Annotated in this window: 23 protein-coding genes; 10 read left to right on the forward strand and 13 right to left on the reverse strand. The window is 65.8% G+C overall.

All coding sequences use genetic code 11. The features are described 5' to 3' along the window. Positions 1-100: 100 nt before the first annotated feature. Positions 101-562 (forward strand): hypothetical protein, encoded by a 462-nt coding sequence (locus tag WKW80_RS22025; protein ID WP_340365700.1) that lies wholly within the window; start codon positions 101-103, stop codon positions 560-562. 98 nt (positions 563-660) lie between these two features. Then, a complete protein-coding gene (locus WKW80_RS22030; RefSeq protein ID WP_340365701.1) occupies positions 661-1,833 on the forward strand; it encodes a hypothetical protein in 1,173 nt (390 codons plus the stop codon). Positions 1,834-1,872: 39 nt separating this feature from the next. On the opposite strand, the gene pcaF is transcribed toward WKW80_RS22030, so the two are convergent. The 3 genes from pcaF to WKW80_RS22045 all read right to left on the reverse strand — a co-directional run bounded on the left by pcaF (position 1,873) and on the right by WKW80_RS22045 (position 4,502). Further along, positions 1,873-3,078, reverse strand: a complete 1,206-nt coding sequence (gene pcaF, locus WKW80_RS22035) for a 3-oxoadipyl-CoA thiolase (RefSeq protein WP_340365702.1) — start codon at positions 3,076-3,078, stop codon at positions 1,873-1,875. Between the two features lie 78 nt (positions 3,079-3,156). After that, a complete protein-coding gene (locus tag WKW80_RS22040) occupies positions 3,157-3,804 on the reverse strand; it encodes a 3-oxoacid CoA-transferase subunit B (protein ID WP_340365703.1) in 648 nt (215 codons plus the stop codon). After that, positions 3,801-4,502 carry a 3-oxoacid CoA-transferase subunit A gene (locus WKW80_RS22045; RefSeq protein WP_340365704.1) on the reverse strand — a complete coding sequence of 234 codons (702 nt, stop codon included), beginning with the start codon at positions 4,500-4,502 and terminating at the stop codon, positions 3,801-3,803. Before WKW80_RS22045 ends, WKW80_RS22040 begins: the two co-directional genes overlap by 4 nt. A 112-nt stretch (positions 4,503-4,614) precedes the next feature. Here WKW80_RS22045 and WKW80_RS22050 point away from each other — a divergent pair, with 112 nt between their 5' ends. Continuing rightward, positions 4,615-5,412, forward strand: coding sequence for an IclR family transcriptional regulator (locus WKW80_RS22050; protein WP_340365705.1), 798 nt, complete (start codon positions 4,615-4,617; stop codon positions 5,410-5,412). Positions 5,413-5,610: 198 nt separating this feature from the next. On the opposite strand, the gene WKW80_RS22055 is transcribed toward WKW80_RS22050, so the two are convergent. The 8 genes from WKW80_RS22055 to WKW80_RS22090 all read right to left on the reverse strand — a co-directional run bounded on the left by WKW80_RS22055 (position 5,611) and on the right by WKW80_RS22090 (position 15,180). Further along, the gene (locus tag WKW80_RS22055) at positions 5,611-7,071 is read right to left on the reverse strand and encodes a cytochrome P450 (protein WP_340365706.1); all 1,461 of its coding nucleotides are present in this window, start codon (positions 7,069-7,071) and stop codon (positions 5,611-5,613) included. 212 nt (positions 7,072-7,283) lie between these two features. Next, positions 7,284-8,225, reverse strand: a complete 942-nt coding sequence (locus tag WKW80_RS22060; protein WP_340365707.1) for a 2-hydroxyacid dehydrogenase — start codon at positions 8,223-8,225, stop codon at positions 7,284-7,286. A 21-nt stretch (positions 8,226-8,246) separates the two neighbouring features. Beyond that, the gene (locus tag WKW80_RS22065; RefSeq protein WP_340365708.1) at positions 8,247-9,218 is read right to left on the reverse strand and encodes a tripartite tricarboxylate transporter substrate binding protein; all 972 of its coding nucleotides are present in this window, start codon (positions 9,216-9,218) and stop codon (positions 8,247-8,249) included. Positions 9,219-9,235: 17 nt separating this feature from the next. Beyond that, positions 9,236-9,970 (reverse strand): ribonuclease activity regulator RraA, encoded by a 735-nt coding sequence (locus tag WKW80_RS22070; protein WP_340365709.1) that lies wholly within the window; start codon positions 9,968-9,970, stop codon positions 9,236-9,238. 19 nt (positions 9,971-9,989) lie between these two features. Further along, entirely contained in the window at positions 9,990-10,904 is a 915-nt protein-coding gene (locus WKW80_RS22075; protein ID WP_340365735.1) for a Bug family tripartite tricarboxylate transporter substrate binding protein, read from the reverse strand. Between the two features lie 104 nt (positions 10,905-11,008). Then, positions 11,009-12,016 carry a Bug family tripartite tricarboxylate transporter substrate binding protein gene (locus tag WKW80_RS22080; protein ID WP_340365710.1) on the reverse strand — a complete coding sequence of 336 codons (1,008 nt, stop codon included), beginning with the start codon at positions 12,014-12,016 and terminating at the stop codon, positions 11,009-11,011. Between the two features lie 40 nt (positions 12,017-12,056). Further along, the gene (gene araD, locus WKW80_RS22085) at positions 12,057-13,796 is read right to left on the reverse strand and encodes an L-arabinonate dehydratase (protein ID WP_340365711.1); all 1,740 of its coding nucleotides are present in this window, start codon (positions 13,794-13,796) and stop codon (positions 12,057-12,059) included. 352 nt (positions 13,797-14,148) lie between these two features. Further along, positions 14,149-15,180, reverse strand: coding sequence for a LacI family DNA-binding transcriptional regulator (locus tag WKW80_RS22090; RefSeq protein WP_340365712.1), 1,032 nt, complete (start codon positions 15,178-15,180; stop codon positions 14,149-14,151). A gap of 87 nt (positions 15,181-15,267) precedes the next feature. Between WKW80_RS22090 and WKW80_RS22095 the strand changes: the two genes are divergently transcribed. Continuing rightward, positions 15,268-15,702 (forward strand): DUF1841 family protein, encoded by a 435-nt coding sequence (locus WKW80_RS22095; RefSeq protein ID WP_340365736.1) that lies wholly within the window; start codon positions 15,268-15,270, stop codon positions 15,700-15,702. A 168-nt stretch (positions 15,703-15,870) separates the two neighbouring features. Here WKW80_RS22095 and WKW80_RS22100 read toward each other — a convergent pair whose 3' ends face one another. Continuing rightward, the gene (locus WKW80_RS22100) at positions 15,871-16,875 is read right to left on the reverse strand and encodes a LysR substrate-binding domain-containing protein (protein WP_340365713.1); all 1,005 of its coding nucleotides are present in this window, start codon (positions 16,873-16,875) and stop codon (positions 15,871-15,873) included. A 100-nt stretch (positions 16,876-16,975) separates the two neighbouring features. On the opposite strand from WKW80_RS22100, the gene pcaH reads away from it, so the two are divergent. Continuing rightward, positions 16,976-17,701, forward strand: a complete 726-nt coding sequence (gene pcaH, locus WKW80_RS22105) for a protocatechuate 3,4-dioxygenase subunit beta (protein ID WP_340365714.1) — start codon at positions 16,976-16,978, stop codon at positions 17,699-17,701. A gap of 30 nt (positions 17,702-17,731) precedes the next feature. Next, on the forward strand, positions 17,732-18,337 hold the full coding sequence (gene pcaG / locus WKW80_RS22110) for a protocatechuate 3,4-dioxygenase subunit alpha (protein ID WP_340365715.1): 606 nt from the start codon (positions 17,732-17,734) through the stop codon (positions 18,335-18,337). 72 nt (positions 18,338-18,409) lie between these two features. Here the strand turns inward: pcaG and WKW80_RS22115 are convergent, their stop codons facing one another. Next, complete coding sequence (locus tag WKW80_RS22115; RefSeq protein WP_340365716.1) at positions 18,410-19,090, reverse strand: c-type cytochrome; 681 nt, start codon at positions 19,088-19,090, stop codon at positions 18,410-18,412. Positions 19,091-19,241: 151 nt separating this feature from the next. Here WKW80_RS22115 and WKW80_RS22120 point away from each other — a divergent pair, with 151 nt between their 5' ends. The 4 genes from WKW80_RS22120 to WKW80_RS22135 all read left to right on the forward strand — a co-directional run bounded on the left by WKW80_RS22120 (position 19,242) and on the right by WKW80_RS22135 (position 24,094). Then, positions 19,242-20,084, forward strand: coding sequence for an AAA family ATPase (locus WKW80_RS22120; protein WP_340365717.1), 843 nt, complete (start codon positions 19,242-19,244; stop codon positions 20,082-20,084). A 13-nt stretch (positions 20,085-20,097) separates the two neighbouring features. Beyond that, complete coding sequence (locus WKW80_RS22125; protein ID WP_340365718.1) at positions 20,098-20,703, forward strand: GNAT family N-acetyltransferase; 606 nt, start codon at positions 20,098-20,100, stop codon at positions 20,701-20,703. Between the two features lie 6 nt (positions 20,704-20,709). Next, positions 20,710-21,897 (forward strand): vWA domain-containing protein, encoded by a 1,188-nt coding sequence (locus WKW80_RS22130; RefSeq protein WP_340365719.1) that lies wholly within the window; start codon positions 20,710-20,712, stop codon positions 21,895-21,897. 259 nt (positions 21,898-22,156) lie between these two features. Then, complete coding sequence (locus tag WKW80_RS22135) at positions 22,157-24,094, forward strand: autotransporter assembly complex protein TamA (RefSeq protein WP_340365720.1); 1,938 nt, start codon at positions 22,157-22,159, stop codon at positions 24,092-24,094. Positions 24,095-24,097 lie beyond the last annotated feature (3 nt).

Below are 24,097 nucleotides of genomic sequence, written 5' to 3' on the forward strand. Positions count from 1 at the left end.
TGTGCGCCAGCGCACATCGCGTCAGGCCGCCAGATTCCAGACTGCATAGCGTGATGGGCGCGATCCCGCAGTCCGCACACCGCAGTTGAGGACCCTCGATATGAATGGCAGGCAAATCGCACTTTCGGCGGCGCTCGCGGCCAGCGGCACCGCGTCATCCGCCCAGCCCGCCCCGGCAGAACAGTGGGTGGGGCCGCCGATTTCGACGGCCGGAGGCGCCGTCAATCGTGCCGACGTCGTATCCGAACTGAACAGCTTCCTGGCGCAGCCGCAAGCGGCGTCCGAAGCCTGGGCCGGCACTGCGGCCTCGGCGGGCGTCCATGCGGGTTACACCCAGCGCGCCGAGGTGGCGGCAGACACGCACATGGCGATCCGCGCGCGCCTGACCGACTACACGACCCGCAACGAGTACGACCCGGCCAGCGCGGAGGCACAGCGCCGCAACGCGCGGTATACGAGACTTCGCTTCGGCCCCGAGTACACGGACGAGGTTTCGCAGTTGCAGGATTCAAGCGACGCCGCGTCGACGACGACCACCCGAAGCACCGCACCCGGCACATGAGGCCACGCCGGCATCAGCACGATTTTCTTGTCACTTCTGGAGGTGTCCTTCCGCGCTTATAGTCTGGCCGGAAAAATCACCACAAGGGAAGACAAGGGATGACGATGCCTCCAGAGAGTTCCGCGCCGACGCTTTCACCCATGGACAACGAGATGCCGGTGCGCTGGCTGCACCGGTTGCGTCTGGTCCCGCCCAATGAGTTGGGCACTGTCCGCCGTGCCGTGTTCCTGGCGTTGTTGGCCTGGTTGCCGATCGTCATCTGGACGGTCACCAGCCGCCGCCTCGGCAACATCGACCCGAGCGAGTCGCTGCTGCAGCACTACGGCGTTCATGTCCGCTGCCTGCTGGCGATTCCGCTGCTGATCCTGGCCGAAGGCCCTGTGCAGACCATGTTGCAGAAGATCGTCCAGCAGTTCCACTTCAGCGGCATCGCCCCCAGCGGGCCGGGCTCCGCCTTCAACAGCCTGATCGCCGAAGTACGCCGGGCGCGTGACGGGACCATGCCATGGATCGTGGTGCTGGGCGCCGCGTTCACGTGGGCCGTGACCAACCATCCTTCGAATCATGACGACGCGATGAATTGGGCCGTGGCTGCTGACGGCGACCTCGGCTTTGGCGGATGGTGGTTTTCCTACGTGGCCCGCCCGATCTTCATTGCGCTGGTGCTCGGCTGGGTGTGGCGGGTTCTGCTGGTCACCTGGTGTTTCTGGCGCATCAGCAGGCTGGACCTGTCGCTTGTGCCGGCCCACCCCGACCGTACCGGCGGCATGGGATTTCTCGCGAAGCTGCCGCGCGCATTTGCGCTGGTGACCTTCGTGCTCTCGGCCACGATTTCATCGCACTGGGCGCACGAGATCGTCATTCATGGCGCAAAGCTCGATTCGTTCAAGATGCCCGCGCTGCTGTTCGTGGTGTTGTGGACGGTGTACCTGTTGCTGCCGCTGCTGGTTTTCGCGCCGACCCTGTTCGCCGCGCGTTCGCACGCGGTGGCGGCCTATGCGGCGCTGGTGGGCCGGCAAGGCCGACTGCTGCACCGGCGCTGGATACTGGGCGAGACCGTGGAAGACGAGACGATCCTCGAAGCACCGGGCATCGGCGTTGTCGCCGACGCGGCCTCGATGTACGAGGCCGTCTCGAAGATGCGGCTTGTGCCCATCGGTGGCAAGACGCTGTTGTACATCGCCGTCCCGATGGCGTTGCCATTCATCGTGGTGGCGAGCTTGCAGATTCCGTTTCTGGAACTGCTGATGAAGCTGGCGAAGGCGCTCTAACCGGTCTGCCGCGGCCGCCGGGCGGGCGGCCCCGGTGGATCAGACGCGCTCGAGGATGACGGCGATGCCCTGGCCCACGCCGATGCACATGGTGCACAGCGCGTAGCGGCCGCCCTGCTTGTGAAGTTGGTTGACGGCCGTGGTCGCCAGGCGCGCGCCGCTGGCGCCGAGCGGGTGACCCAGCGCGATGGCGCCACCGTTGATGTTCACGCGTGGGTCGTCGTCGTTCAGGCCCAGCATGCGCAGCACCGCGAGGCCTTGCGCCGCAAAGGCTTCGTTGAGTTCAATGACGTCGATCTGGTCGAGCGTCAGGCCGGTCAGCGCCAGCACCTTTTGCGAGGCCGGCGCCGGGCCGATGCCCATGACGCGCGGCGGCACGCCGGCCGTCGCCATGCCGACCACGCGGGCGCGCGGCGTGAGACCGTATTTGCCGGCGCTGGCTTCGTCGGCCAGCAGGAGCGCGCAGGCGCCATCGTTCACGCCGCTGGCATTGCCCGCCGTCACCGTGCCGTCGGGCCGTACCACGCCCTTGAGCTTGGCCAGCGCTTCCATGGTGGTGTCGCGCGGATGCTCGTCCTTGCTGACGACGATGGCGTCGCCCTTCTTCTGCGGCACGCTCACCGGTGTGATCTCGGCATCGAAGAAACCCGACTTCTGCGACGCGACCGCACGTTGCTGCGACGCGAGCGCCATGCGGTCCTGTGCCTCGCGCTCGATCTTGTAGTCGGTGGCGACGTTCTCCGCCGTCTCGGGCATCGAGTCGACTCCGTACGCCTCCTTCATCTTCTTGTTGATGAAGCGCCAGCCGATGGTGGTGTCGTACACCGCGTTGGCACGGCCGAAAGCCGACTCGGCCTTGGGCATGACGAAAGGCGCACGGCTCATGCTTTCCACTCCGCCGGCGATCATCAGGCCCGTTTCGCCGGATTTGATGGCGCGGGCCGCGGTGCCCAGGGAATCGAGACTGGAGCCGCAGAGGCGGTTGATGGTCGAGCCCCCGACCGAGAGCGGCAACCCGGCGAGCAGCGCCGACATGCGCGCAACGTTGCGATTGTCTTCACCGGCCTGGTTGGCACAGCCGTAGATCACGTCGCTGACAGCTTGCCAGTCGACCTTCGGATTGCGCGCGATCAGCGCCTTGAGCGGCACGGCCCCGAGGTCGTCGGCACGCACGCTGGAGAGCGCGCCGCCGTAGCGGCCGAAGGGGGTGCGGATAGCGTCGCAGATGAAGGCTTGATTGGTCATGAAACGTGTCTCTGATGAAGTTGAATTGAAAGCGGGATCGAACGCGCAACGCGCCGCAGGCGGGTCGGCCGTCCGTGCCTATTGCGCGATCGGCAAGCCTACGAGCTTTTCGAGTTCTGCGTGATCGAGGCCATCGACTTTGTCGATCAGCTTCAGGCCGTTCGGCGTGCACTCGAGCGTGGCCAGATCGGAATACACGCGCTTGACGCAGCCGATGCCCGTGAGCGGGTAGGTGCACTGCTTGACCAGTTTGCTCGCGCCTTGCTTGGTCAGCAAGTCCATCATCACCCAGGTTTGCTTGGCGCCGATGGCAAGATCCATCGCGCCGCCGACGGCGGGAATCGCATCTTTCTCGCCCGTGTGCCAGTTGGCCAGGTCGCCGGTGGCCGAGACCTGGAAGGCGCCGAGCACGCAGATGTCGAGATGGCCGCCGCGCATCATCGCGAAGCTGTCGGCATGATGGAAGTACGAGCCGCCCGGCAGCAGCGTGACGGGTTGCTTGCCGGCGTTGATGAGGTCGTAGTCTTCCTCGCCTGCCTTGGGCGCGGGGCCCATGCCGAGAATGCCGTTCTCGCTTTGCAGGATGACCTCGCGACCTTCGGGAAGGTGGTTGGCCACGAGCGTCGGCTGGCCGATGCCGAGGTTGACGACGGCTCCGTCGAAGATGTCCTGCGCGACGCGGGCGGCGAGTTGGTCTTTGGTGCGGCGTTGGTAGGTCATGGTCATGCTGCCTTCTTGAAACCGCCGGCCTGGGTGGCGACGCGTTCGATTTTTACGACTTGGTGGACGAAGATGCCTGGCGTCACGATGGTCTCCGGGTCCAGCGTTCCCAACTCCGCCACTTCATGCACGGTGGCGATCGTCTTCTTCGCGGCCATGGCCATCACGGGCCCGAAGTTGCGCGCCGCCTTGCGATAGACCAGGTTGCCCCAGCGGTCGCCGCGCTCCGCCTTGATGAGCGCCACGTCGCCATGGATCGGGTACTCCAGCACGTAGTGCACGCCGCCGATCACGCGGGTCTCCCGGTCGCCCGAGAGTTGCGTGCCGTAGCCGGTCGGGCAGAAGAAGCCGCCGATGCCGGCGCCGGCCGCGCGGATGCGCTCGGCCAGGTTGCCTTGCGGCACCAGCTCCAGTTCGAGCTTGCCGGCGCGGTAGAGGCCGTCGAACACCTGGCTGTCGGCCTGGCGCGGAAAGCTGCAGATGATCTTGCGCACGCGTCCCGCCTTCAGCAGCGCCGCCAGCCCGACTTCGGCATTGCCGGCGTTGTTGTTGACGACGGTCAGGTCTTTCGCGCCTTGCTCGATGAGGCCGTCGATCAGCTCGTTGGGAATCCCGGCGGTGCCGAAGCCGCCGATGAGAACGGTCGAACCGTCCTTGATGTCGGCCATTGCCTCGGCAACCGAGCGCGCGATCTTGTTGATCATGTGAACTTGTCTCCTGGGGGATTGAGGGGAAGCACTGAACAATTCGCTGCGACTTCTTGTTCGCATGTCGAACGTTTGTTCTTATAATGAATTTTAGGAGGATTCATCCAGCATGGCAACCCCGATACAAAGCCACACATCTGACGACGTGCCGCCCAAGCCCGGCGACACCTATGTCCAATCGTTCGCGCGCGGCCTGGAAGTGATCCGGTCCTTCAGCGCGGACGCCCCGCGGCAAACGCTGAGCGAAGTCGCTGCGGCGAGCGGCCTTACGCGTGCCGGCGCACGGCGAATCCTGCTCACGCTGCAGACTTTGCGCTATGTCGAGACGGATGGAAAGCACTTCGCGCTGACGCCGCGCATCCTCGACCTCGGCTTTGCCTACCTTTCGTCGATGCCGATCTGGAACCGCGCCGAGCCGGTCATGGAGGCGCTGGTGCAGGAGGTACAGGAGTCCTGCTCGGCGGCGGTGCTCGACGACACCGACATCGTCTACGTGATGCGCGTGCCCACGCACAAGATCATGAGCATCAGCCTCGGTGTCGGTTCACGGCTGCCGGCATATTGCACGTCGATGGGCCGGCTGCTGCTGGCCGAGTTGAGTGAGGACGAATTGCGCACGCGTCTCGAAGCGTCGGCGCCGCAATCACTCACCAAGCACACGGTGACCGACATCGACGCCCTGCTCGCGAAGGTTGCGCAGGCGCGCCGCCAGCGCTGGTGCCTGGTCAACCAGGAATTGGAGGAAGGCCTGGTCTCGATCGCCGCGCCCATCGTGAATCGCGCCGGCCGCGCCGTGGCAGCACTCAACATCAGCGGGCAAGCGAACCGCACGAGCGCGAAGGTGATGCAGGAGACCATGCTGCCGCCCTTGCTGGAAGCGGCGCAGAAGATTTCGCGGATGCTTTAGGTGGAACCCCCCCGAAGCGCCTGCGGCGCCTCCCCCTCAAGCCCCCTCAAGGGGGCGCACCCGGCGGCCCGGCGAAGCCGGTTTCGCGGGTGCCCACGAACAGACTTCGCAGTGCTCGTCCTGGGTTCCTGCCCGCGGAAGATGCGCGGCGTCATGGAACACTGAAAGGCCGCGGCGGGGCGACTCGGGCACGCTGGCCTACGCCGTGCGCTCGCGCAAATGCATGCGAAGTCCCACCGGCGCCATCGTGAATGCCAGCAATTCGCGCGCCGGCCCGCCGTCGGGGGTGTCGATGCTGGCAATGTCGAAGCGGCTGAGCAGCACGGCCATGGCCATCTTCATTTCGAGCAGCGCAAGGTAGCGTCCGGGGCAGATGCGCGGGCCGGCGCCGAAGGGCATCGAGGTGCGCCTCGCGCTGCCGGCCATCGCGCCGGGGCCGCCATCGGCCATCCACCGCTGGGGCTCGAACGCCGCGGCGCGCGGCACGTGGTTTTCGTTCACGCCGTCGCGCCGCATGAGGTTGACCACGACCGTGCCGGCCGGCACCTGGATGTCGCCGACGACCGCCTCCTTCTTTGCCTGCACGCTGAGGATGGGCGCCACCGGCCGCAGGCGCATCGTCTCGTGCGCGCAGGCCTCGACGAAATCGAGCTGGCCCATCTGCTCGAAAGTCGGCCGCGCCGTATCGCCGACCACGCGGCGCACCTCGTCGGTGGCGCGCGCCAGGGCATCAGGATGTCGCCACAGCAAGTCGATCATCCATGCGATGGTGTTGGCGGTGGTGTCTTCGCCGGCCAGCAGCATGGTCATGACGTTGCCAGCGACCTGGACGTCGGTGATGCCGCTGTCCGGTTCGTCGGCGGCGGCAATCATGGCTTCGAGCAGGTTGCGCGGACGCGTGCGCAATGCGGGATCGGCTTCCATGCGCCGGCGCGCCTGCGCGACGAACGCGTCGACGGCTTCATTGACCGCCACCACCCCGCGCGCAAGCTGGCGGTCCGCGGCAGATGGAAACCAGCGCCACGTGGGCAGCGGCGACAGCATGCGCTTGAGCAGCGCCGGAAAGATCTTGTCGAGGTGCTGCTGGATCACGTCGCCATCGGATTCGAGCGTGTTCACCTCCGCGCCGAACGCCAGCCCGGCGATGGTGTCGACGGTGTAGCGCATCAGGTCGGCCTGCAGGTCGATGGCGCTGCCGCTGCGCGCGGCCGCTTGCCAGCGCCGGAAGAGCCGGTCCGCCACGCCTTGCAGCGACGGAAAGTAGCCCTTGACATGCGCCGGGTCGAAGCCCGCCATGACCATGCGGCGCTGGCGCCGCCAGTCGTCGTCGTTGGCGCCGAACACACCGGGCTTCAGGCCCATTTCCCGGCCGACCTGTTCGAGCCGCGTGGTGCGCTTGAAGCCATCGGGCCGATCGCGCAGCATGGTCGCGACGGCCTGGTGATCGCCGACGATCAACAGGTAGCGGCGGCCGAGCTTTACCTTGAAGAACGGGCCGAACTCCCGGCACCACTGTTCCAGCTGTTGATGCATGCGCGGCGGATCGAGCTGGAGCAGATTGCCGAGAAGCGGAAGGCCACGCGGGCCTGGCAGGTCGGCAATCTTGCGAGGCGCGGGCCTGGCCGGGGCGTCAGGCTTGTCGAGGGTCGGCGAGTCCATGGTCATGGCGCTATTGGGCCATTTTTGAACGCCGGCCGCGAGCACATGGTTTCCCTTGCCGTCACCTTTTCGCGGGCAGACCTCGGGGCCGCGAGGATGAGCTCTGCGAAGCTGTTCGTGGGCGCCCGCGGAACCGGCTTTGCCGGGCCGCCGGGTGCGCCCCTTCAGCCCTCCATGGGAAGGCGCCGCAGGCGCTTCGGGGGTGTTTCAATTCAAGCTGCGGCGCTGACCATCGCCTTGCCCGCAAGCGCGGCGGCCAGGTTTTCTTCCACCCGCCGCGCCATCGCCTCGCGCGTTTCGTGCGTGTTGCTGGCCAGGTGCGGCAGCAGCACCACGTTGTCGAGTTCAAAGAAGGCCGGCGGCACGTTGGGCTCATCCTCGAACACATCGAGTCCGGCGCCGGCGATGCGCTCTTGTTGCAGCGCCTCGATCAACGCCTTCTCATCGACCACGCTGCCGCGCGAGATGTTGACGAGGTAGCCGTCCGGCCCGAGGGCGTCGAGGATTTCGCCTGACACGAGCCCGCGCGTCTCGGGGCCACCGGCGCTTGCAATCACCAGAAAGTCGGCCCACTCTGCCAGCCCCTTGAGCGTGGGTTCGTAGCCGTGCTCGGTGTCCGTCAACGGCCTGCGGTTGTGGTACCTCACCTCCATGTCGAAGCCCGAGGCGCGTCGCGCGATAACGCGCCCGATCCGCCCCATCCCAAGAATGCCGAGCTTCTTGCCCGACACCTTGGTCGCGAGCGGAAACTGGCCCTTGGGCCAGTCGCCGCGCCGCACGAACCGGTCAGATGCGGTGATGCGACGCGCCACGTCCATCACCAGCACGAAGGCCGTGTCGGCCACGCAGTCGTTCAGCACGTCGGGCGTGTAGCCGACCGCGATGCCGCGCGCGCGGGCCGCATCGAGATCGAGCGTCTCAAGGCCGACACCGAAGCTCGAGATCACCTTCAGGTTCGGCATGGCGGCGATCAGGGCCGCGTCGGCGCCGAAGCGGGCCGAGGTGACGAGCGCGGTGAATTCGCCGCCGTGCGCAGCCAGGAACGCCTTCGGGTCGGCCTCCTGCCACAAGGGGTGAACGTCATAGGTCTCGGCCAGACGTTTTTCGAGCGCCGGCAGCAGCCGGCCCTGTTGCAGTACGCGGGTCTTGGGCATGGGTCGATCTCTTTTCTGTCTTCATTCAAGCTGGATGCCAGCGTCCTTCGCGACTTTGGCCCACTTGACCATCTCGCTCGCGATGAAGGCACCGAATTGCAGCGGCAGGCCGCTGCCGGGCTCGATGCCGTTGGCCAGCATCGTCTTGCGCACTTCCGGCAGCGCGAGGATGCGGTTGACCTCGGCATTGAGCTTGTCGACGGTGGCCTTCGGTGTGCCTGCGGGCGCAAGCAGGCCGCCCCAGGTGCTGGTTTCATAGCCGGGTACGCCGGCTTCCTGCATCGTGGGCACGTCGGGCAGGACGCTCGACCGTTTCGCGGTTGTCACGGCCAGCGCGCGCAAGCGGCCTGCGCTGATCTGCACGTTGGCTGCGGCCACCGTGTCGAACATCAGCGAGGTGCGCCCACTGATGAGGTCCGGGTGCGCCAACGTGCTGCCCTTGTATGGAATGTGCGTGATGTCGAGCCCGGTCATGCTCTTGAACAACTCGCCCGAGAAATGCGGCGCGCCGCCGTTGCCGCTCGAAGCGAAGGTGAGCTTGCCCGGATTGGCCTTGCCGTAGGCAATGAGTTCCTTCACCGACTTCACTGGCAGCGTCGGCGAGACGATCAAGACCAGCGGCACGACGTGCGTGAGCGCAATGGGTTCGAAGCTCTTGACCGTGTCGTAAGGCAGCTTCTTGACCATGCTCGGGTTGATCGCGTGGCTGCTCGCGACCAGCGCCAGCATGTGGCCGTCGGGCGGGCTCTTGGCCACGAGGTCGGTGCCGATGATGCCGGTCGCGCCCGCACGGTTGTCGATGACTACGGGCTGTCCCCAGGACTCGGTGAAGCGCTGCCCGATGAGCCGTGCGGCAAGGTCGATCGCACCGCCGGGCGAAGCGGGCACGACGATGGTGATGGCCTTGGTGGGATAGGCGCCCTGCGCCATCGCGGGCATGGCGCGGACCAGAGCCACGCATGCCGCCGAAGCGACAAATGTTCTGCGTTGCATGGTGATGAGGTTGTGCGTCAGATGCCGCGGGCCTTGCGCCACACCTCGAAAGCGGCCTTGGTGTCCGCGTTCGGGGGATAGGTGCCTGCAAGCTTCGCGCCGCCTTCGATGCGTTCGAGCACGAAGGCTTCCATCTTCTCCTGCTCGGTCGCATCTCGCGCCACCTCTTCGGCCAGGTGCTGCGGAATCACGACCACGCCTTCGTCGTCGCCCACGATCACATCGCCCGGATACACCGGCACGCCACCACAGCCGATCGGCACGTTGAGGTCGATCGCATGGTGGTGGATGAGGTTCAGCGGCGCGCTGCCCCCCGCGCAGTACACCGGAAAGTCCATCTGCGAGATCGGCCCGCTGTCGCGCACGGGTCCATCGGACACCAGTCCCGCCGCGCCGCGCACCTTGAGCCGCGTGGTGAGAATCTGGCCACCCGACGCCACGCGCTTTTCACCGCGGCAATCGATGACAAGCACGTGGCCTTCGGGCACGCTCTCGATGCCCTTGCGCTGGGGGTGGTTCGGGTCGTCGAAGGCGCTGATCTGGTCGAGGTCTTCGCGCGCCGGGATGTTGCGCATCGTGAATGCCGGGCCGACCAGGTTGCCGCCGCTGGGCTTGGTCAGCCGCCCGATGCCCTGCAGGTAGACATTGCGAAAGCCGCGCTTGAAGAGTTGCGTGCAGAGCGTTGCGACGCTGACGTGGCGCAGTAGTTCGCGGGCCGCATCGGACAGGGAGACAGGGGGTTGAGTGGTCATGGCGTGGTCAATCGATGGATCAGTTGGCGGTGGCGCCGCTCTTGCGGACGAGTTCGCCCCAGCGCGGGATTTCCTTCTGCATCAGCGCGGCGAGTTGCGCCGGCGATCCGGCCACCACTTCCATGCCGAGCTGGTTGGCGAGCTTGTCCTTCACGTCGGGCATCTGCAGGATCTTGTTGATCTCCGTGGAAAGGCGCTGAGCGATCTGCGCGGGCAGGCCCTTGGGTGCATACACGGCCTGCCACGAGGCCATTTCGAAGCCCTTCACGCCGGCCTCCTGCATCGTCGGCAATTCCGGCGCGAGCGCCATGCGTTTCGCAGAGGTGACGGCCAGCAGCTTGAGCTTGCCGCCCTGCACCATCGGCAATGCGGCGGTGATCTGGTCGAACATGAAAGTCACCTGCCCCGACGACACGTCGAGCATCGCCGGCGGCGTGCCTTTGTATGGGATGTGCGTGAGCTTCACGCCGATCATGTCGCCCAGCATCTCGCCGGCCAGGTGCGTGGACGTGCCCGCGCCCGACGACGCGAAGGTGCGCTTGGACGGATCCTTCTTCAGGAGCGCGATGAGGTCGGCCACCGAGTTCACGCCAAGGTTCGGATCGACGATCAGCACGTTCGGCAGGAAGGCCACGAGCGAGATCGGCTCGAAGTCCTTCACCGGGTCGTAGGGCAGGTTCTTGTAGAGGCTGGCGTTGATGGCATGGGTGCTGATGGTGCCGCCGAACAGCGTGTAGCCGTCGGGCTTGGCCTTGGCCACATAGCCCGCGCCGACCGCGCCCGCCGCACCCGGTTTGTTGTCGACGATGACCGGCTGATGGAGCGCGTCGCCCAGCTTCTGCGCAATGACGCGGCCGATCACGTCGGTCGAGCCGCCGGGCGTGAAGGGAACCACGTAGGTGATGGGACGCGCGGGCCATGCGTCCTGGGCCATGGCGCGGCGCGCCGCAAGCAGGCTGCCCGGCACCAGCAAGGCCACGCCTGCGCGCAGCACGGTCCGGCGATCGGCACCTGGAGTTCGTGTTGATTTCATGCCGGTCATTCCACCCTGATGCCGCGCGTCTTGATCACTGCTTCATAGCGCGCCTTGTCCGACTCGATGGTCTTCTGCAGATCGGCCGGCGTGGTGCCGCGCGGCGTGGCGCCCTGGGCGATCAGCGCCTTGCGCATGTCCTCGGTGTCGACGATTTCCTTCACGTCGGCGGCGATCTTGTCGATGAGCGCTTGCGGCGTTCCGGCCGGCGCCAGCAGCGCGACCCACGAGCCCGATTCGGCATTGGGCACGCCCTGCTCGGCCAGCGTCGGCACGTCGGGCATCGCGGGCGAGCGCCGCGCGCTGCTCACGGCGAGCGCGCGCAGCTTGCCGGACTTCACATAGCCCGAGGTTTCGAGGATCGACGCAAACAGCATGTCGACGTGCCCGGCCATGAGGTCGGCCATCGCCGGTCCGCCGCCCTTGTACGGCACATGCACCAGCTTGACGCCCGCGGCCTCCTGGAAGATCTCCGCGGTCAGATGCGGCGAACCGCCGCTGCCTGAGCTTGCAAAGGTGTACTTGTCCGGCGAGGCCTTGGCCAGCGCGATGAATTCCTTCGGTGTCTTGGCCGGGATCGCGGGATTGATGACCCATGCGAACGGCAGGTCCGCGAACAGCGACACCGGCGCAAACGCCTTGCCGGGGTCATAGGACATCTTGTAGAGCGACGGGTTGATCGACTGCGTGCCCACGTTGCCGATGAGGAAGGTATAGCCATCTGGCTTGGCCTTGGCGACGACATCCATGCCGACGATGCCGCCCGCGCCGGTGCGGTTGTCCACCACGACCGACTGGCCCCATTTCTTGCCAAGCCGAACGGACAGCAATCGCGCGGCAATGTCGGTGCCGCCGCCGGGCGCGAAGGGCACCACGAAGGTCACTGGCCGCGTGGGCCATCCCTCGGGCGATTGCGCGCTGGCCGCCAGCGGCATCAGCGGCATGACGGCCGCGAGCGCGAAGCCAGCGGCAAGCCGACCGACCCGGCGGCGTTTGATGTGATGTGTTTCCATGCTCAGCTTTCGGTAAAAAGGGTTCGTTCGAGAGGACGGTTCAGTGGATCTCGGGCTCGCCGCCCGCGGCTTGCGCGTAGTCCGGCGCGAGGAAGTCGAAGTCGCAGCCGGTGTCGGCCTGCTGCACGTGCTTGAGGAACATCACGCCGTAACCGCGGCTGAATTTGGGAATCGGCTTTTGCCAGTCGGCGCGGCGCTTCGCGAGTTCCTGGTCGCTCACTTCCATGTCGATGCGGCGCGCGTCGACGTCGAGCGTGACCAGGTCGCCATCGCGCACCAGCGCGAGCGGCCCGCCCACATGCGATTCGGGCGTAACGTGCAGCACGCAGGCGCCATAGCTCGTGCCGCTCATGCGCGCGTCGCTGATGCGAACCATGTCGCGAACGCCTTCTTTCAGCAGCTTTTGCGGGATCGGCAACTGGCCCCATTCGGGCATGCCGGGCGCCCCTTGCGGGCCGGCGCTTTGCAGCACGATCACGCTGTCTTTCGTGATCTGCAGGTCGGGCGAGTCGATGCGCGCGGCCAGGTCGTCGTAGTTCCTGAAGACCACTGCCGGGCCGGTGTGGCGGCGCAGGTGCTGCTCCATCGCGGCCGGCTTGATGACGGCGCCATCGGGCGCCAGGTTGCCGCGCAGCACGGCGAGGCCACCGCTTTCGAGCAAGGCCTCCTTCCTCGGGCGAATCACGTCGGCGTTGTAGACCGCGGCGTCGGCAATGTTCTCGCCGAGTGTCTTGCCGTTGCAGGTCATCTGGGCGCCGTCGATGAGGCTTCCCATTTCCTTGAGGAAAGCGCGGAGTCCGCCGGCATAGAAGAAGTCTTCCATCAGGTATTTGCCGCCAGGCCGCAGATTCGCGATGACCGGCGTGCGTCGCGCCAAGTCGTCGAAGCGCGCCAGGTCGAGCGGCACGCCGGCACGCCGCGCCATCGCAATCAGGTGGACGATCGCATTGGTCGAGCCGCCCAGGCCGAGCACGGCGGTGACGGCGTTGTCGAAAGACGCGGGCGTAAGGAAGTCGAGCGGCTTCAGGTCTTCCCACACCATCTCGACGATGCGCCTGCCGGTGTACGTGGCCATCATCGCGTGGCGCGAATCGGCGGCCGGGATCGACGATGCGCCCGGCAGCGTCAGGCCGAGCACCTCCGCTGCGCTGGTCATCGTGCTGGCCGTGCCCATCGTCATGCAGGTGCCCGGCGAACGCGCAATCCCGTCCTCCACGTCCTGCCAGTCCTGCTCGCTGATGTTGCCGGCGCGCAGTTCGGCCCAGTACTTCCAGGTGTCGGAGCCGGAGCCGAGAAAGGTGCCCTTGTAATCGCCGCGCAGCATCGGGCCGGCGGGCACGAAGATGGTCGGCAGGTTCATCGCCAGCGCACCCATCACCAGGCCCGGAGTGGTCTTGTCGCAGCCGCCCATGAGCACGCAGCCATCGGCGGGATAGGAGCGCAGCAATTCCTCGGCCTCCATCGCGAGCATGTTGCGATAGAGCATGGTGGTCGGCTTCTGGAAGGCCTCGCCCAGGCTCATCGCCGGAATCTCCACCGGAAAGCCGCCCGCCTGCCATACGCCGCGCTTGACCTCCTCCACCCGCTGCTTGAAGTGCGTGTGGCACGAGTTCATGTCGCTCCAGGTGTTGAGGATCGCGATCACCGGCTTGCCCAGGTAGTCGTCCCGGCTCAGCCCCATCTGCGCGGTGCGCGAGCGGTGGCCGAAGCTGCGCAGGTCCTTCACGCCGTACCAGCGGTGCGAGCGGAGGTCTTCGGGTTTCTTGCGGGCGGTGGTCATGTCTTGTCTCGAATTTGCGCATGGAATGTTAGCGCTGTCATCAGATCATAAGCAGGTTCGCCACCCGCCGTCAACCGGGAATTTCAGTCGATCAGAAAGTGATTGGAATCAACAATGAGCGTCGGCCAGCGCCGAAGGAAATGCAGCCGGTCGTCGCGACCCGAAGTGGCAGCGACTCGAAGGCAAGTCATATCCGTTTTCCACCACGCGATCGCGTGACCTGCGACGCATTGAATCCAGGACGAGCCCCGCGAAGTCAGTTCGTGGGCACCCGCGGAACCGGCTTTGCCGGGCCGCTGGGTGCGCCCCCTCGAGGGGGAGGCGCCGCAGGCGCATCGGGGGTGTTTTATTTTCATGCACTCTTGCGTTCGATGAGCGAGAAACCCAGATCGACGATCTTCTGCTCGACCTCTCGCCCTTCTGCACGGTCGACGATGAAGCGCGCGGCCTGCCGGCCGATGCCGGTCCCATCGATGCGCACTGTGGTGATGGCCGGGTGGGCATGCTGCGCAAAAGCCAGGTCGCCGAAGCCGATCACGCCGACATCGCCGGGCACCTGCATGCCGCGCGCCTGCGCCTCGGTGATCACGCCATGCGCCAGCGCATCGGAACTGCAGGCGACCGCGTCGATGCCCACATTGTCCGCCAGCAGTTTGGACAACGCGTCCCGGCCGCTGCCCAGCGTGGTCGGCGCGGGAACGCTGTGCACTGGCACGGGACCGCCACCAAGCGCTTTCCAGGCCTGGTCGAAGCCGTTGCGGCGAAGGTTCGCGCGGCGGTCGTCGCCCGTCACGATCACGGGCTTGCGATAGCCCTTGCGATGCAGGTATTGCGCCGTCGCGGCGCCTGCTTGCTCATGCGAGAAGCCGACCAGCATGTCGATCGGCGTTGGCGTCAGATCCCAGGTTTCGACGATCGGAATGCCGGATGCCAACAGCCGTCTGCGCCCATCGGCCGAGCGCATGATGCCAGTCAGCACGATGCCGTCGGGCCGGCGGCCGATGATGGCGTCGATCAACGCGTCTTCACGCGAGTTGTTGTAGCCGCTCTGGCCCAGCATGAGCTGGTAGCCCTTGTCGGCCAGGGCTTCGGTCAGCGCCTGGATGGTCTCCAGAAACACGGGCCCGGCGATGGTCGGCACCAGCGCCGCGACAAGCCGGCTGCGATTCGATGCAAGACCGCCGGCCAACAGGTTCGGCACATAGCCGGTGCGCTCGACTGCAAGGCGCACTTTCTCGCGCGTCCCGGGCGTCACGAGTTCTGGCGTGTTGAGCGCACGCGACACGGTGATGGCTGACACACCCGCCAGCTTCGAGACGTCGCTCAGCGTGATGCCGCCGCTGCCGCGTCGCGAGGCACGTCCGGACGGGTTCTGCTGGGTCAAGAATGGGCCTCCGATGGTAACGCTAACGTCGACATGCAATCACTGCGCCGATTATGGGCGAAACCGCCCCGGTGCTACGCTTGCCGCATGTTCAATCCTTCTCCCGAAGACGTTCGCCGCTTCTTCTGCGGCGTGTACGCCAAGAGCCGCCAGGGCCTGCCGATGGAGGCACTGGAAACCATTGCCGCCGGCTGGATCGACCAGCATCCCGAATACCACGCCGACCTGGCCGATGCCGACGCCGCGGTCAAGCGCGTCTATGACGGCCAGGACGGCCGCGAAAACCCTTTCCTGCACCTGTCGATGCACTTGTCGATCAGCGAGCAATGCTCAATAGACCAGCCGCGCGGCATCCGCCAGGCCGTCGAGCTTCTTGCCGCCCGGCGCGACTCGTTGCTGGAAGCGCACCATGAGGCGATGGAGTGCCTCGGCAGCATGATGTGGGAGGCGCAACGCGCGGGCCGGCCGCCCGATGGCGATGCGTACATCGCCTGCGTTCAGCGGCGGGCGACAAAGGTTTAGGCTCGCCCCCAGGCTCCGCGCACTTCGTGCGCTCCTCCCTCCCCCTACCGGGAGAAATTGTTGCTCGCCCCCAGGCTCCGCGCACTTCGTGCGCTCCTCCCTCCCCCTACCGGGGGCAACACCAGCGGCCCGGCAAAGCCGGTTCCGCGGTGTTCCACGGGAAGAAGGCTACGCGCTTGCGGGACTTGCGGGACTTGCGGGACTTGCGCGCTTGGCCTTGGGTCGCTCCTGGCGCGCGGCTTCGCGCAGCAAACCGACCATGGCCGCGCAGGCCGCGGAGCTTTCAACCTCGCTGCGCAGCAGCAGACCGACTGGCTCTTCGGTGCCGGGCGTGTCGATCCGGACGCGGACCAACGTGCCGGCCTGCAGGTCGTCCCGCACTGCGCCCAGCGGCGTGACCCAGACGGCATCGGACGCGGCGACCAGCGCGCGGGCCACCATCAAATCCAGGGTCTGCAGCGCATTCGGCGGCAGCGCGAGGCCGCGTGCGGAAAAGAAGCTCTCGGTGTTGTGGCGCGGGATGGTGCCCTCGGCGTAGACGACCAGCGGATACGCCAGCACTGTCTGCACCGGGGTCGCGCGCCGTGCCAGCGCATGGCCCTTGCGCACGGCAAACACCAGCGGCTCGGTGTACAGCAGCTCGAAGCTGAGCCCGGCCATGAGGCGCGGATCGCTGATGCGACCCGCCACCAGGTCCAGTTCGCCAGCGCGCAGTTCATTGAGCAACACCGCGTTGGCAGCACTCTTCACCATCACCTGCAACGCGGGCCAATGGCTGCGCAGCTTTGCCAGCGCGTGCGGCAGCAGAGCAGGCGCGACGCTCGGCAGCGCACCGATGCGCAGTCGCTCCAGGCGCGCGCCGGTCGCGGGCGCAATCGCTTGCGCGCCAGCGTCCACCGCCTCCAGCACGCGCAGCGCATGCGTCAGCAATTGCTCCCCGGTGGGCGTCAGGCCCTGCACGCCGCGACGGCCGGCACTGCTGCGCTCCACCAGCCGCGTGCCGGCCAGCGCCTCCAGTTCCGTCAACGTCTTGGAAATGGCAGGCTGGCTCACGGCCAGCCTCTCCGCCGCCCGCGCCAGATGCCGCTCCTGCGCAATTACGACGAAACAGCGCAGGTGCCGCAACTGCACGTTGCGCGAAAACGCCAGCGCCGGAGCAGTCGTCGAGTTCATAACCATTGCTTATTGAAATTCATCGAATGTTCAATTTACATCAACTAAGACGCCTTCTAAAGTGCGGGTTCCCCACGAGTCATTTCCTCAGGAGACAAACATGCTGGACCGCACCAAGACACCCGCCGCAACGATCGCCCCGCGCGACTGGGATAGCCACCCGTCGTACATCTACCCCGGCTACAAGTCGACCGTGAAGCGCGGCCCGACGCAGCCGCTGATTCCGCTCAAGGCCTCGATCGGCGAACTACAACAGCCGGTCTACGGCCACAGCAGCATCGGCGAGTTCGACAACGACCTCACGCGCAATGCGCGCCGCAACGGCGAGCCGCTCGGCGAACGCATGATCCTCACCGGCCAGGTGATGGACGAGCGCAAGCGCCCGATACGCAACACGCTGGTCGAGATCTGGCAGGCCAACGCGGCCGGCCGCTATGTGCACAAGGTCGACCAGCACGATGCCCCGCTCGACCCCAACTTCCTGGGCGCCGGCCGCTGCATGACCGACGACGAAGGCCGCTACCGCTTCCTCACGATCAAGCCCGGCGCATACCCGTGGGGCAACCATCCGAACGCCTGGCGCCCCCAGCACATCCACCTGTCGCTGTTCGGCGAGCACTTCGCCAGCCGCCTGGTCACGCAGATGTACTTCCCTGGCGACCCGCTGATGCAATACGACCCGATGGTCACCGGCACGCCGGCAAAGTACCGCAACCGACTCGTGGCCGACTTCAGCCTCGACATCACCGAGCCCGACTACGCGCTCGGCTACGTCTTCGACATCGTGCTGCGCGGCGCCGACGAGACGCCTTTCGAGAACCGCTGAACCCCATTTGAATACCAGGAGACCCGCACCATGATGAGCGCCCTCGAATCCAACTTTGGCCAGACCCCTTCGCAAACGGTCGGCCCCTACTTCGCCTACGGCCTGACCGCCACCCAATACGGCTACGACTTCAACCAGCCCTTCGATGCCGTGGTGGCGCTCGACAACGCCACCGGCGAGCGCATCCGCCTTGAAGGCCGCGTGATCGACGGCGACGGCATTCCGATCTTCGACGCGCTCGTCGAGATCAGCCAGGCCGACGGCGAAGGTCGCTATCCGCAAACGGTGGACGAGGCGCAGCAACTCGGCTTCCGCGCTTTCGGCCGCTGCGGCACCGGCACCGATGCACACAAGCGCTTCGTGTTCCATACCGTGAAGCCGGGCGCCGAAGCGCCGGGCGAGGCACCGCACATCAACGCCATCATCACGATGCGCGGCATGCTCCTGCACGCCTTCACGCGCATCTATTTCAGCGACGAGGCCGAGGCCAATGCCAACGACACGGTGCTGCAGAGCGTGCCGGCGCAGCGCCGCCAGACGCTGATCGCGCAACGCAGCGAGCAAGGCGGCGCGGTGGTCTACCGCTTCGACATCCACATGCAGGGCGCCCACGAGACCGCGTTCTTCGACGTCTGACCACCCTCGGTTCCACGAAGCAAAAAGCCCGCGGGAACGCGGGCTTTTTGTTGGGCGACGGAATCGCTTCTTTTACTTCGCAGTGTGGAAGCGCGATTCAGGCACCGTCTTGAGTTCGCCCGGCAGCGAGCCGATGTAGCTGGCCAGCTGCTTCAACTCGACGTTGGTGAAGTTCTTGGCCTGCCCGCCCATGATCGGGTTGGAACGGCCGACGAGCGGGTGCTGCGACTTGTACGACTTGAGCGCCACCAGCAGGTAGTCGGCGTTCTGGCCGGCCAGCTTGGGGACGGTCCCGTCGTTCGGCGTATTGAAGTTGGCGCCGTGGCACTTGGTGCAGTTGTTGTCCTTGTCGCGCGTGATCAGCGCCTGCACGGTGTCGTTCGGCTGCGAAGCGGTGGCCGCCGGCGGCGCGTCGCCTTCCGACATGCCGAGCGTCGAATAGTAGGCGCCGAGGTCCGCGATGTCTTGCTCGGTGAGCGAATCGGCGATGGCGCGCATCGTCGGATGCTTGCGGTCGCCGCCCTTGTAGGCGGTGAGTGCCGCCACGATGTAGGTCGCGCTCTGGCCCGCAATCTTGGGAACCTTGTAGATCTCGGGGAAGCTGGCCTGGTAGCCGATGATGCCGTGGCAACCCACGCACATGGCCGTCTTCTTGCTACCGTTTTCGGCGTTACCCGTCACCTTCTGGGCATTGGCCGAGACCGTCACGCAAGCGACAGCGAGGGCAAACATCGTGGTCAACAACTTGTTCATTTTGCGCGCACAATCTCGTGGAGAAACAGGATTTCTAATCAACATTTGATTATATGCGGGGGCTCATTGCGGCCCGGCGGCGAGGGCGCAGGCGGCCTCGCGATGCATGTCGAATGTGTCCCTTTCAACCCATTCTGCTTTACCTCATCCAATGAAATTCAAGGGCTCTGACAACTACGTCGCCACGCAAGACCTGATGCTTGCGGTCAACGCGGCCATCACCCTCAAGCGTCCGCTGCTGGTCAAGGGCGAACCCGGTACCGGCAAGACCATGCTCGCCGAGGAAGTGGCCGGCGCGCTGAACCTGCCGCTGTTGCAGTGGCATATCAAGTCGACCACCAAGGCCCAGCAGGGCCTCTACGAATATGACGCGGTGAGCCGCCTGCGCGACTCGCAACTCGGCGACGAGCGCGTGAAGGACATCCACAACTACATCGTCCGCGGCGTGCTGTGGCAGGCCTTCACGGCCGATGCGCCGGTGGCGCTGCTGATCGACGAAATCGACAAGGCCGACATCGAATTCCCCAACGACCTGTTGCGCGAACTCGACCGCATGGAGTTCTATTGCTACGAGACGCACGAACTCGTGCGCGCAAAGCACCGCCCCGTGGTGTTCATCACGTCGAACAACGAGAAGGAATTGCCCGACGCCTTCCTGCGCCGCTGCTTCTTCCATTACATCAAGTTCCCCGACGCGACGACGATGAAGCAGATCATCGACGTGCACTTCCCCGGCCTGAAGCAGGAGCTGCTGACCGCCGCGATGAAAACCTTCTACGACGTGCGCAACCTGCCCGGCCTGAAGAAGAAGCCGTCGACATCGGAACTGCTCGACTGGCTGAAGCTGCTGGTCGCGGAAGACATTCCGGTCGAGGCATTGCAAAGCAAGGACGACAAGGTGGCGGTGCCGCCGCTCGTCGGCGCATTGCTCAAGAACGAACAAGACGTCACGCTGTTCGAAAAGCTCGTCTTCATGCAACGCAACAACCGTTGATTCCGTCGCGCCCATGGCATTTGTAGAGCCCGTCACGCTGTCGGCGCGCGGCATATCGCTCATGCCGCTGTCGCTCTCGCATGAAGAGGGGCTGCGCGCCGCCGCGACCGATGGCGAGCTCTGGAAGATCCGCGTGACCTCGGTGCCCGAGCCGCACGAGACGCGCGGCTACATCGAGACCGCACTGCAGATGCGCGAGGCCGGCAACCGCTTCGCTTTTGCGGTGACCGACGAAGCCACCGGCACGGTGCTCGGCAGCACCAGCTTCCACGACATCCTGCCGGCCGTGAAGCGCGTGGAGATCGGCTACACCTGGTACGCCGGGCGCTGCCAGCGCACGCACGTCAACACCACCTGCAAGCTGCTCATGATGTCGCATGCCTTCGATACCCTCGGCTGCAACGTGGTGGGCTGGCGCACCGACAATTTCAACCACGCATCGCAACGCGCGATCGAGCGCCTCGGCGCCCGCAAGGACGGCGTGATTCGCGGCCACGCGCTGCGGCGCGACGGCACGATCCGCGACACCGTGATGTACAGCCTGCGCTCGGGCGAATGGCCCGAAGTGAAGGCGCAACTGCTTTATCTGCTGGACAAGCCCCGTCCGGCGCAGGAGTGACGCACCATGCTGATCGACTTCTTCTACACACTGCGCTCGGCCAAGCTGCCGGTGTCCGTCAAGGAATACCTGATGCTGCTCGAGGCGCTGCAGGCCGACGTGGTCGGGCCCAATTCCGAAGACGCTTTCAGCCTCGACGACTTCTACTACCTGAGCCGCACCACGCTGGTGAAGGACGAGAAGCACTTCGACAAGTTCGACCGCGCCTTCGCCGCCTACTTCAAGGGCGTGGAGATGTTGGCCGACTTCACCAAGGAAGTGCCGCTCGACTGGTTGCGCAAGACGCTGGAGCGCGAGTTCTCGGCAGAAGAAAAGGCCAAGATCGAGAAGATGGGTTGGGACGAGCTCATGGAGACGCTGAAAAAGCGCTTCGAGGAGCAGAAGGAACGCCACGAAGGCGGCAACAAGTGGATCGGCACCGGCGGCACCTCGCCCTTCGGCCACGGCGGCTACAACCCGCAGGGCGTACGCATCGGCGGCGCCGGCAAGAACAGGAGCGCCGTGAAGGTGTGGGACCAGCGCGCCTACAAGGACTACGACGACTCGCAGGAACTGGGCACGCGCAACATCAAGATGGCGCTGCGCAAGCTGCGCAAGTTCGCGCGCGAAGGCCACGAGGACGAGTTGGATCTCGACGAGACCATCAACCGGACGGCCGCCAACGCGGGCTACCTCGACATCAAGATGCGGCCCGAGCGCCACAACAACGTCAAGGTGCTGCTGCTGATGGACGTGGGCGGCACGATGGACGAGCACATCCAGCGCGTCGAGGAGTTGTTCTCGGCCGTGAAGACCGAGTTCAAGCACATCGAGTTCTACTACTTCCACAACTGCGTCTACGACTTCATGTGGAAGAACAACAAGCGCCGCTTTTCCGAGAAGTTCGCAACCTGGGACATCCTGCGCAAGTACAACAAGGACTACAAGCTCATCTTCGTCGGCGACGCGACCATGAGCCCCTACGAGATTCTGCAGCCGGGCGGCAGCGTCGAATACAACAACGAGGAAGCCGGCGCCGAATGGATCCAGCGGCTGACGCACGCGTTTCCGAAATTCGCCTGGATCAACCCCGAGCCGCAAGGCGTCTGGCAGTACCGCCAGAGCATCGCCGTGATGCAGCAACTGGTGTCCCATCGCATGTTCCCGCTGACGCTGAAAGGCCTGGAAGAGGCAATGCGCCTGCTTTCCAAGTAGATCGATTCGGGGAATGGAACACCCCCGAAGCGCCTGCGGCGCCTCCCCCTCCAGGGCCTCCAGGGGGCGCACCCCGCGGCCCGGCAAAGCCGGTTCCGCGGGTGCCCACGAACAGACTTCGCAGTGCTTGCCCTGGGTTCATGCGTCGCGGGTCACGCGATAGGTGGTCGAAAAACTGATTTGAAGGCGTTCTTCGTCAAGAGATAGCCCGCTCGCGAGTCTCGCGGTTGCGCAAGCATGCTCTGTCAGAATGGGCGAGATGCGCAGGGTGGCTCTGTCTTTTCTCAACGCGCCGGCTCTATTGCCGGCGTTGCTTTTTGCGATCACCCTCCTTCTGCAGGGGTGCAGCCTGCTGCCGAACAAGAAGCAGGATGCGCCAGCCTCGGTATCGAGCCCTGTCTCTGAAACAGACAAGGAAACAGACAAGGAAGCAGGCAGCGGCGATGCCGACAAGCCCGCGAAAAAACCGCACGATGCGTTCAGCCTCGAGGTCAGGGCACCGAAAGAGATACGCGACGACCTGATCCGCCACCTCGAGCTGCAGCGCTACCGCAACATCGACGACCTCGGTGCGGTCGAGCTCTCGCGCCTCATGGTCGCGGCCGAGGCGAATGCGCGCGAGCTGCTGGGCACCCTCGGCTACTTCACGCCAACCATCACGCTCGAACTGCGCGAAACGCCCGATGCGCCGGCCCCGCGCGAGGTGCTGGTGACGGTGGAGCCGGGCGAGGTGACGCGCGTGGCCCAGGTCGAGATCAATTTCAGCGGCGCCGTGGCCGACGATGCCGCCGGCGAGGCGCAGCGCAACGCCGTGCGCTCGGGATGGTCATTGCGGCCGAGCCTGCCGTTCAGCCAGGAGGCATGGGAAAACGCCAAGTCCGCCGGCCTGCGCACGCTGACGGCCAAGCGTTATCCCACTGCCAGCGTGCGAAGCAGTCGCGCCGACATCGACGCCGACAAGGCCCGCGCCCAACTGGGGGTGGGGTACGAATCCGGGCCGGCCTTCCGCTTCGGGCAGATGCTGGTGCGCGGCAACGAGCGCTACGACCCCATCACGGCCCTGCGCATCGCGCGGCTGCCCACGGGCAGCGACTACGACCAGCAGGTGCTGCTCGATGCCCAGCAGCGCCTTGCAAGCAGCGGCTACTACGATTCGGTTTTCCTCACGCTGGACACCGAGGGCACCGACCCACAGGCTGTGCCGGTGATCGCGCAGGTGCGCGACGCGCCGCTGCAGAAGGTCGTGGTCGGCGTCGGCTTCACCACCGACAACGGCGCGCGGCTGAGCCTCGACCACACCCACAACCAGATGCCCCTTCTGGGTTGGCGCGCCGTGTCCAGGCTGGTACTCGCCCAGAAGACGCAATCCCTCGGCACGCAATGGACCGGCGTTCCCGGCGAAGGAGGCTGGCGCTGGTTCACGGGCGCCCAAGTCAAGCGCGATACCTCTGGCGACTACGAGGTCAACAGCGCCCGCGTGCGTGGCGGGATGAGCACCAGCACCGATCACATCGACCGCAGCTATTTCCTGCAATACGACAACGCGCAGAACAAAGGCGTCGGTGCACCGCCGTCGGCCTCGGCGCTGACGCTCAACTGGGGCTGGACGGGACGCTACTTCAACAATCCCGCGCAGCCGACGCGCGGCTACGGCGTCGCGGTCGAAATCGGCGCCGGCTACACGCTGACCGGCGAGCGCCTGCCGTTCCTGCGCAGCTACGGGCGCTGGCTTGGCTACATTCCGCTTGGCACGGCGGATGCCGACGGCAGCGAAGCCCGACGCAGCCGACTCGCCTTGCGCGCCGAGGCCGGCGCCGTCACGGCAAGCGATGCCGCACGCATCCCGACCACGCTCGAATTCCTGACCGGCGGCGACAACACCGTGCGCGGCTATTCCTACCAGCAGATCGGCGTCACCAATTCGCTGGGCCAGACCGTGCAGGGCCGCTACCTCGGCGTGGCCAGCGTCGAATGGCAACGCCCGTTCGTCTATCAGGGGCAACTCACCGACTGGGAGAGCGTCGCGTTCGTGGACGCCGGGTCGGTGGCTGACAAGCCCGGACTGCTCAAGGCGAAATTCGGCGTGGGCGTCGGCGCGCGCTGGAAAAGCCCCGTGGGGCCGGTGCAGATCGACCTGGCCTATGGGGTGGACGTCCACAAGTTCCGGTTGCATCTGCGACTGGGCTTCAATTTCTGAACC

This window comes from Variovorax humicola (genome assembly GCF_037889915.1).
Lineage (GTDB): Bacteria > Pseudomonadota > Gammaproteobacteria > Burkholderiales > Burkholderiaceae_C > Variovorax > Variovorax humicola.

Bases quoted from the DNA above. Each gene is read 5' to 3' on its own strand.
- WKW80_RS22025 (WP_340365700.1), top strand. From the start codon at position 101: ATGAATGGCAGGCAAATCGCACTTTCGGCGGCGCTCGCGGCCAGCGGC.
- WKW80_RS22030 (WP_340365701.1), top strand. From the start codon at position 661: ATGACGATGCCTCCAGAGAGTTCCGCGCCGACGCTTTCACCCATGGAC.
- pcaF (WP_340365702.1), bottom strand. From the start codon at position 3,078: ATGACCAATCAAGCCTTCATCTGCGACGCTATCCGCACCCCCTTCGGC.
- WKW80_RS22040 (WP_340365703.1), bottom strand. From the start codon at position 3,804: ATGACCATGACCTACCAACGCCGCACCAAAGACCAACTCGCCGCCCGC.
- WKW80_RS22045 (WP_340365704.1), bottom strand. From the start codon at position 4,502: ATGATCAACAAGATCGCGCGCTCGGTTGCCGAGGCAATGGCCGACATC.
- WKW80_RS22050 (WP_340365705.1), top strand. From the start codon at position 4,615: ATGGCAACCCCGATACAAAGCCACACATCTGACGACGTGCCGCCCAAG.
- WKW80_RS22055 (WP_340365706.1), bottom strand. From the start codon at position 7,071: ATGGACTCGCCGACCCTCGACAAGCCTGACGCCCCGGCCAGGCCCGCG.
- WKW80_RS22060 (WP_340365707.1), bottom strand. From the start codon at position 8,225: ATGCCCAAGACCCGCGTACTGCAACAGGGCCGGCTGCTGCCGGCGCTC.
- WKW80_RS22065 (WP_340365708.1), bottom strand. From the start codon at position 9,218: ATGCAACGCAGAACATTTGTCGCTTCGGCGGCATGCGTGGCTCTGGTC.
- WKW80_RS22070 (WP_340365709.1), bottom strand. From the start codon at position 9,970: ATGACCACTCAACCCCCTGTCTCCCTGTCCGATGCGGCCCGCGAACTA.
- WKW80_RS22075 (WP_340365735.1), bottom strand. From the start codon at position 10,904: ATGGCCCAGGACGCATGGCCCGCGCGTCCCATCACCTACGTGGTTCCC.
- WKW80_RS22080 (WP_340365710.1), bottom strand. From the start codon at position 12,016: ATGGAAACACATCACATCAAACGCCGCCGGGTCGGTCGGCTTGCCGCT.
- araD (WP_340365711.1), bottom strand. From the start codon at position 13,796: ATGACCACCGCCCGCAAGAAACCCGAAGACCTCCGCTCGCACCGCTGG.
- WKW80_RS22095 (WP_340365736.1), top strand. From the start codon at position 15,268: ATGTTCAATCCTTCTCCCGAAGACGTTCGCCGCTTCTTCTGCGGCGTG.
- WKW80_RS22100 (WP_340365713.1), bottom strand. From the start codon at position 16,875: ATGAACTCGACGACTGCTCCGGCGCTGGCGTTTTCGCGCAACGTGCAG.
- pcaH (WP_340365714.1), top strand. From the start codon at position 16,976: ATGCTGGACCGCACCAAGACACCCGCCGCAACGATCGCCCCGCGCGAC.
- pcaG (WP_340365715.1), top strand. From the start codon at position 17,732: ATGATGAGCGCCCTCGAATCCAACTTTGGCCAGACCCCTTCGCAAACG.
- WKW80_RS22115 (WP_340365716.1), bottom strand. From the start codon at position 19,090: ATGAACAAGTTGTTGACCACGATGTTTGCCCTCGCTGTCGCTTGCGTG.
- WKW80_RS22120 (WP_340365717.1), top strand. From the start codon at position 19,242: ATGAAATTCAAGGGCTCTGACAACTACGTCGCCACGCAAGACCTGATG.
- WKW80_RS22125 (WP_340365718.1), top strand. From the start codon at position 20,098: ATGGCATTTGTAGAGCCCGTCACGCTGTCGGCGCGCGGCATATCGCTC.
- WKW80_RS22130 (WP_340365719.1), top strand. From the start codon at position 20,710: ATGCTGATCGACTTCTTCTACACACTGCGCTCGGCCAAGCTGCCGGTG.
- WKW80_RS22135 (WP_340365720.1), top strand. From the start codon at position 22,157: ATGCGCAGGGTGGCTCTGTCTTTTCTCAACGCGCCGGCTCTATTGCCG.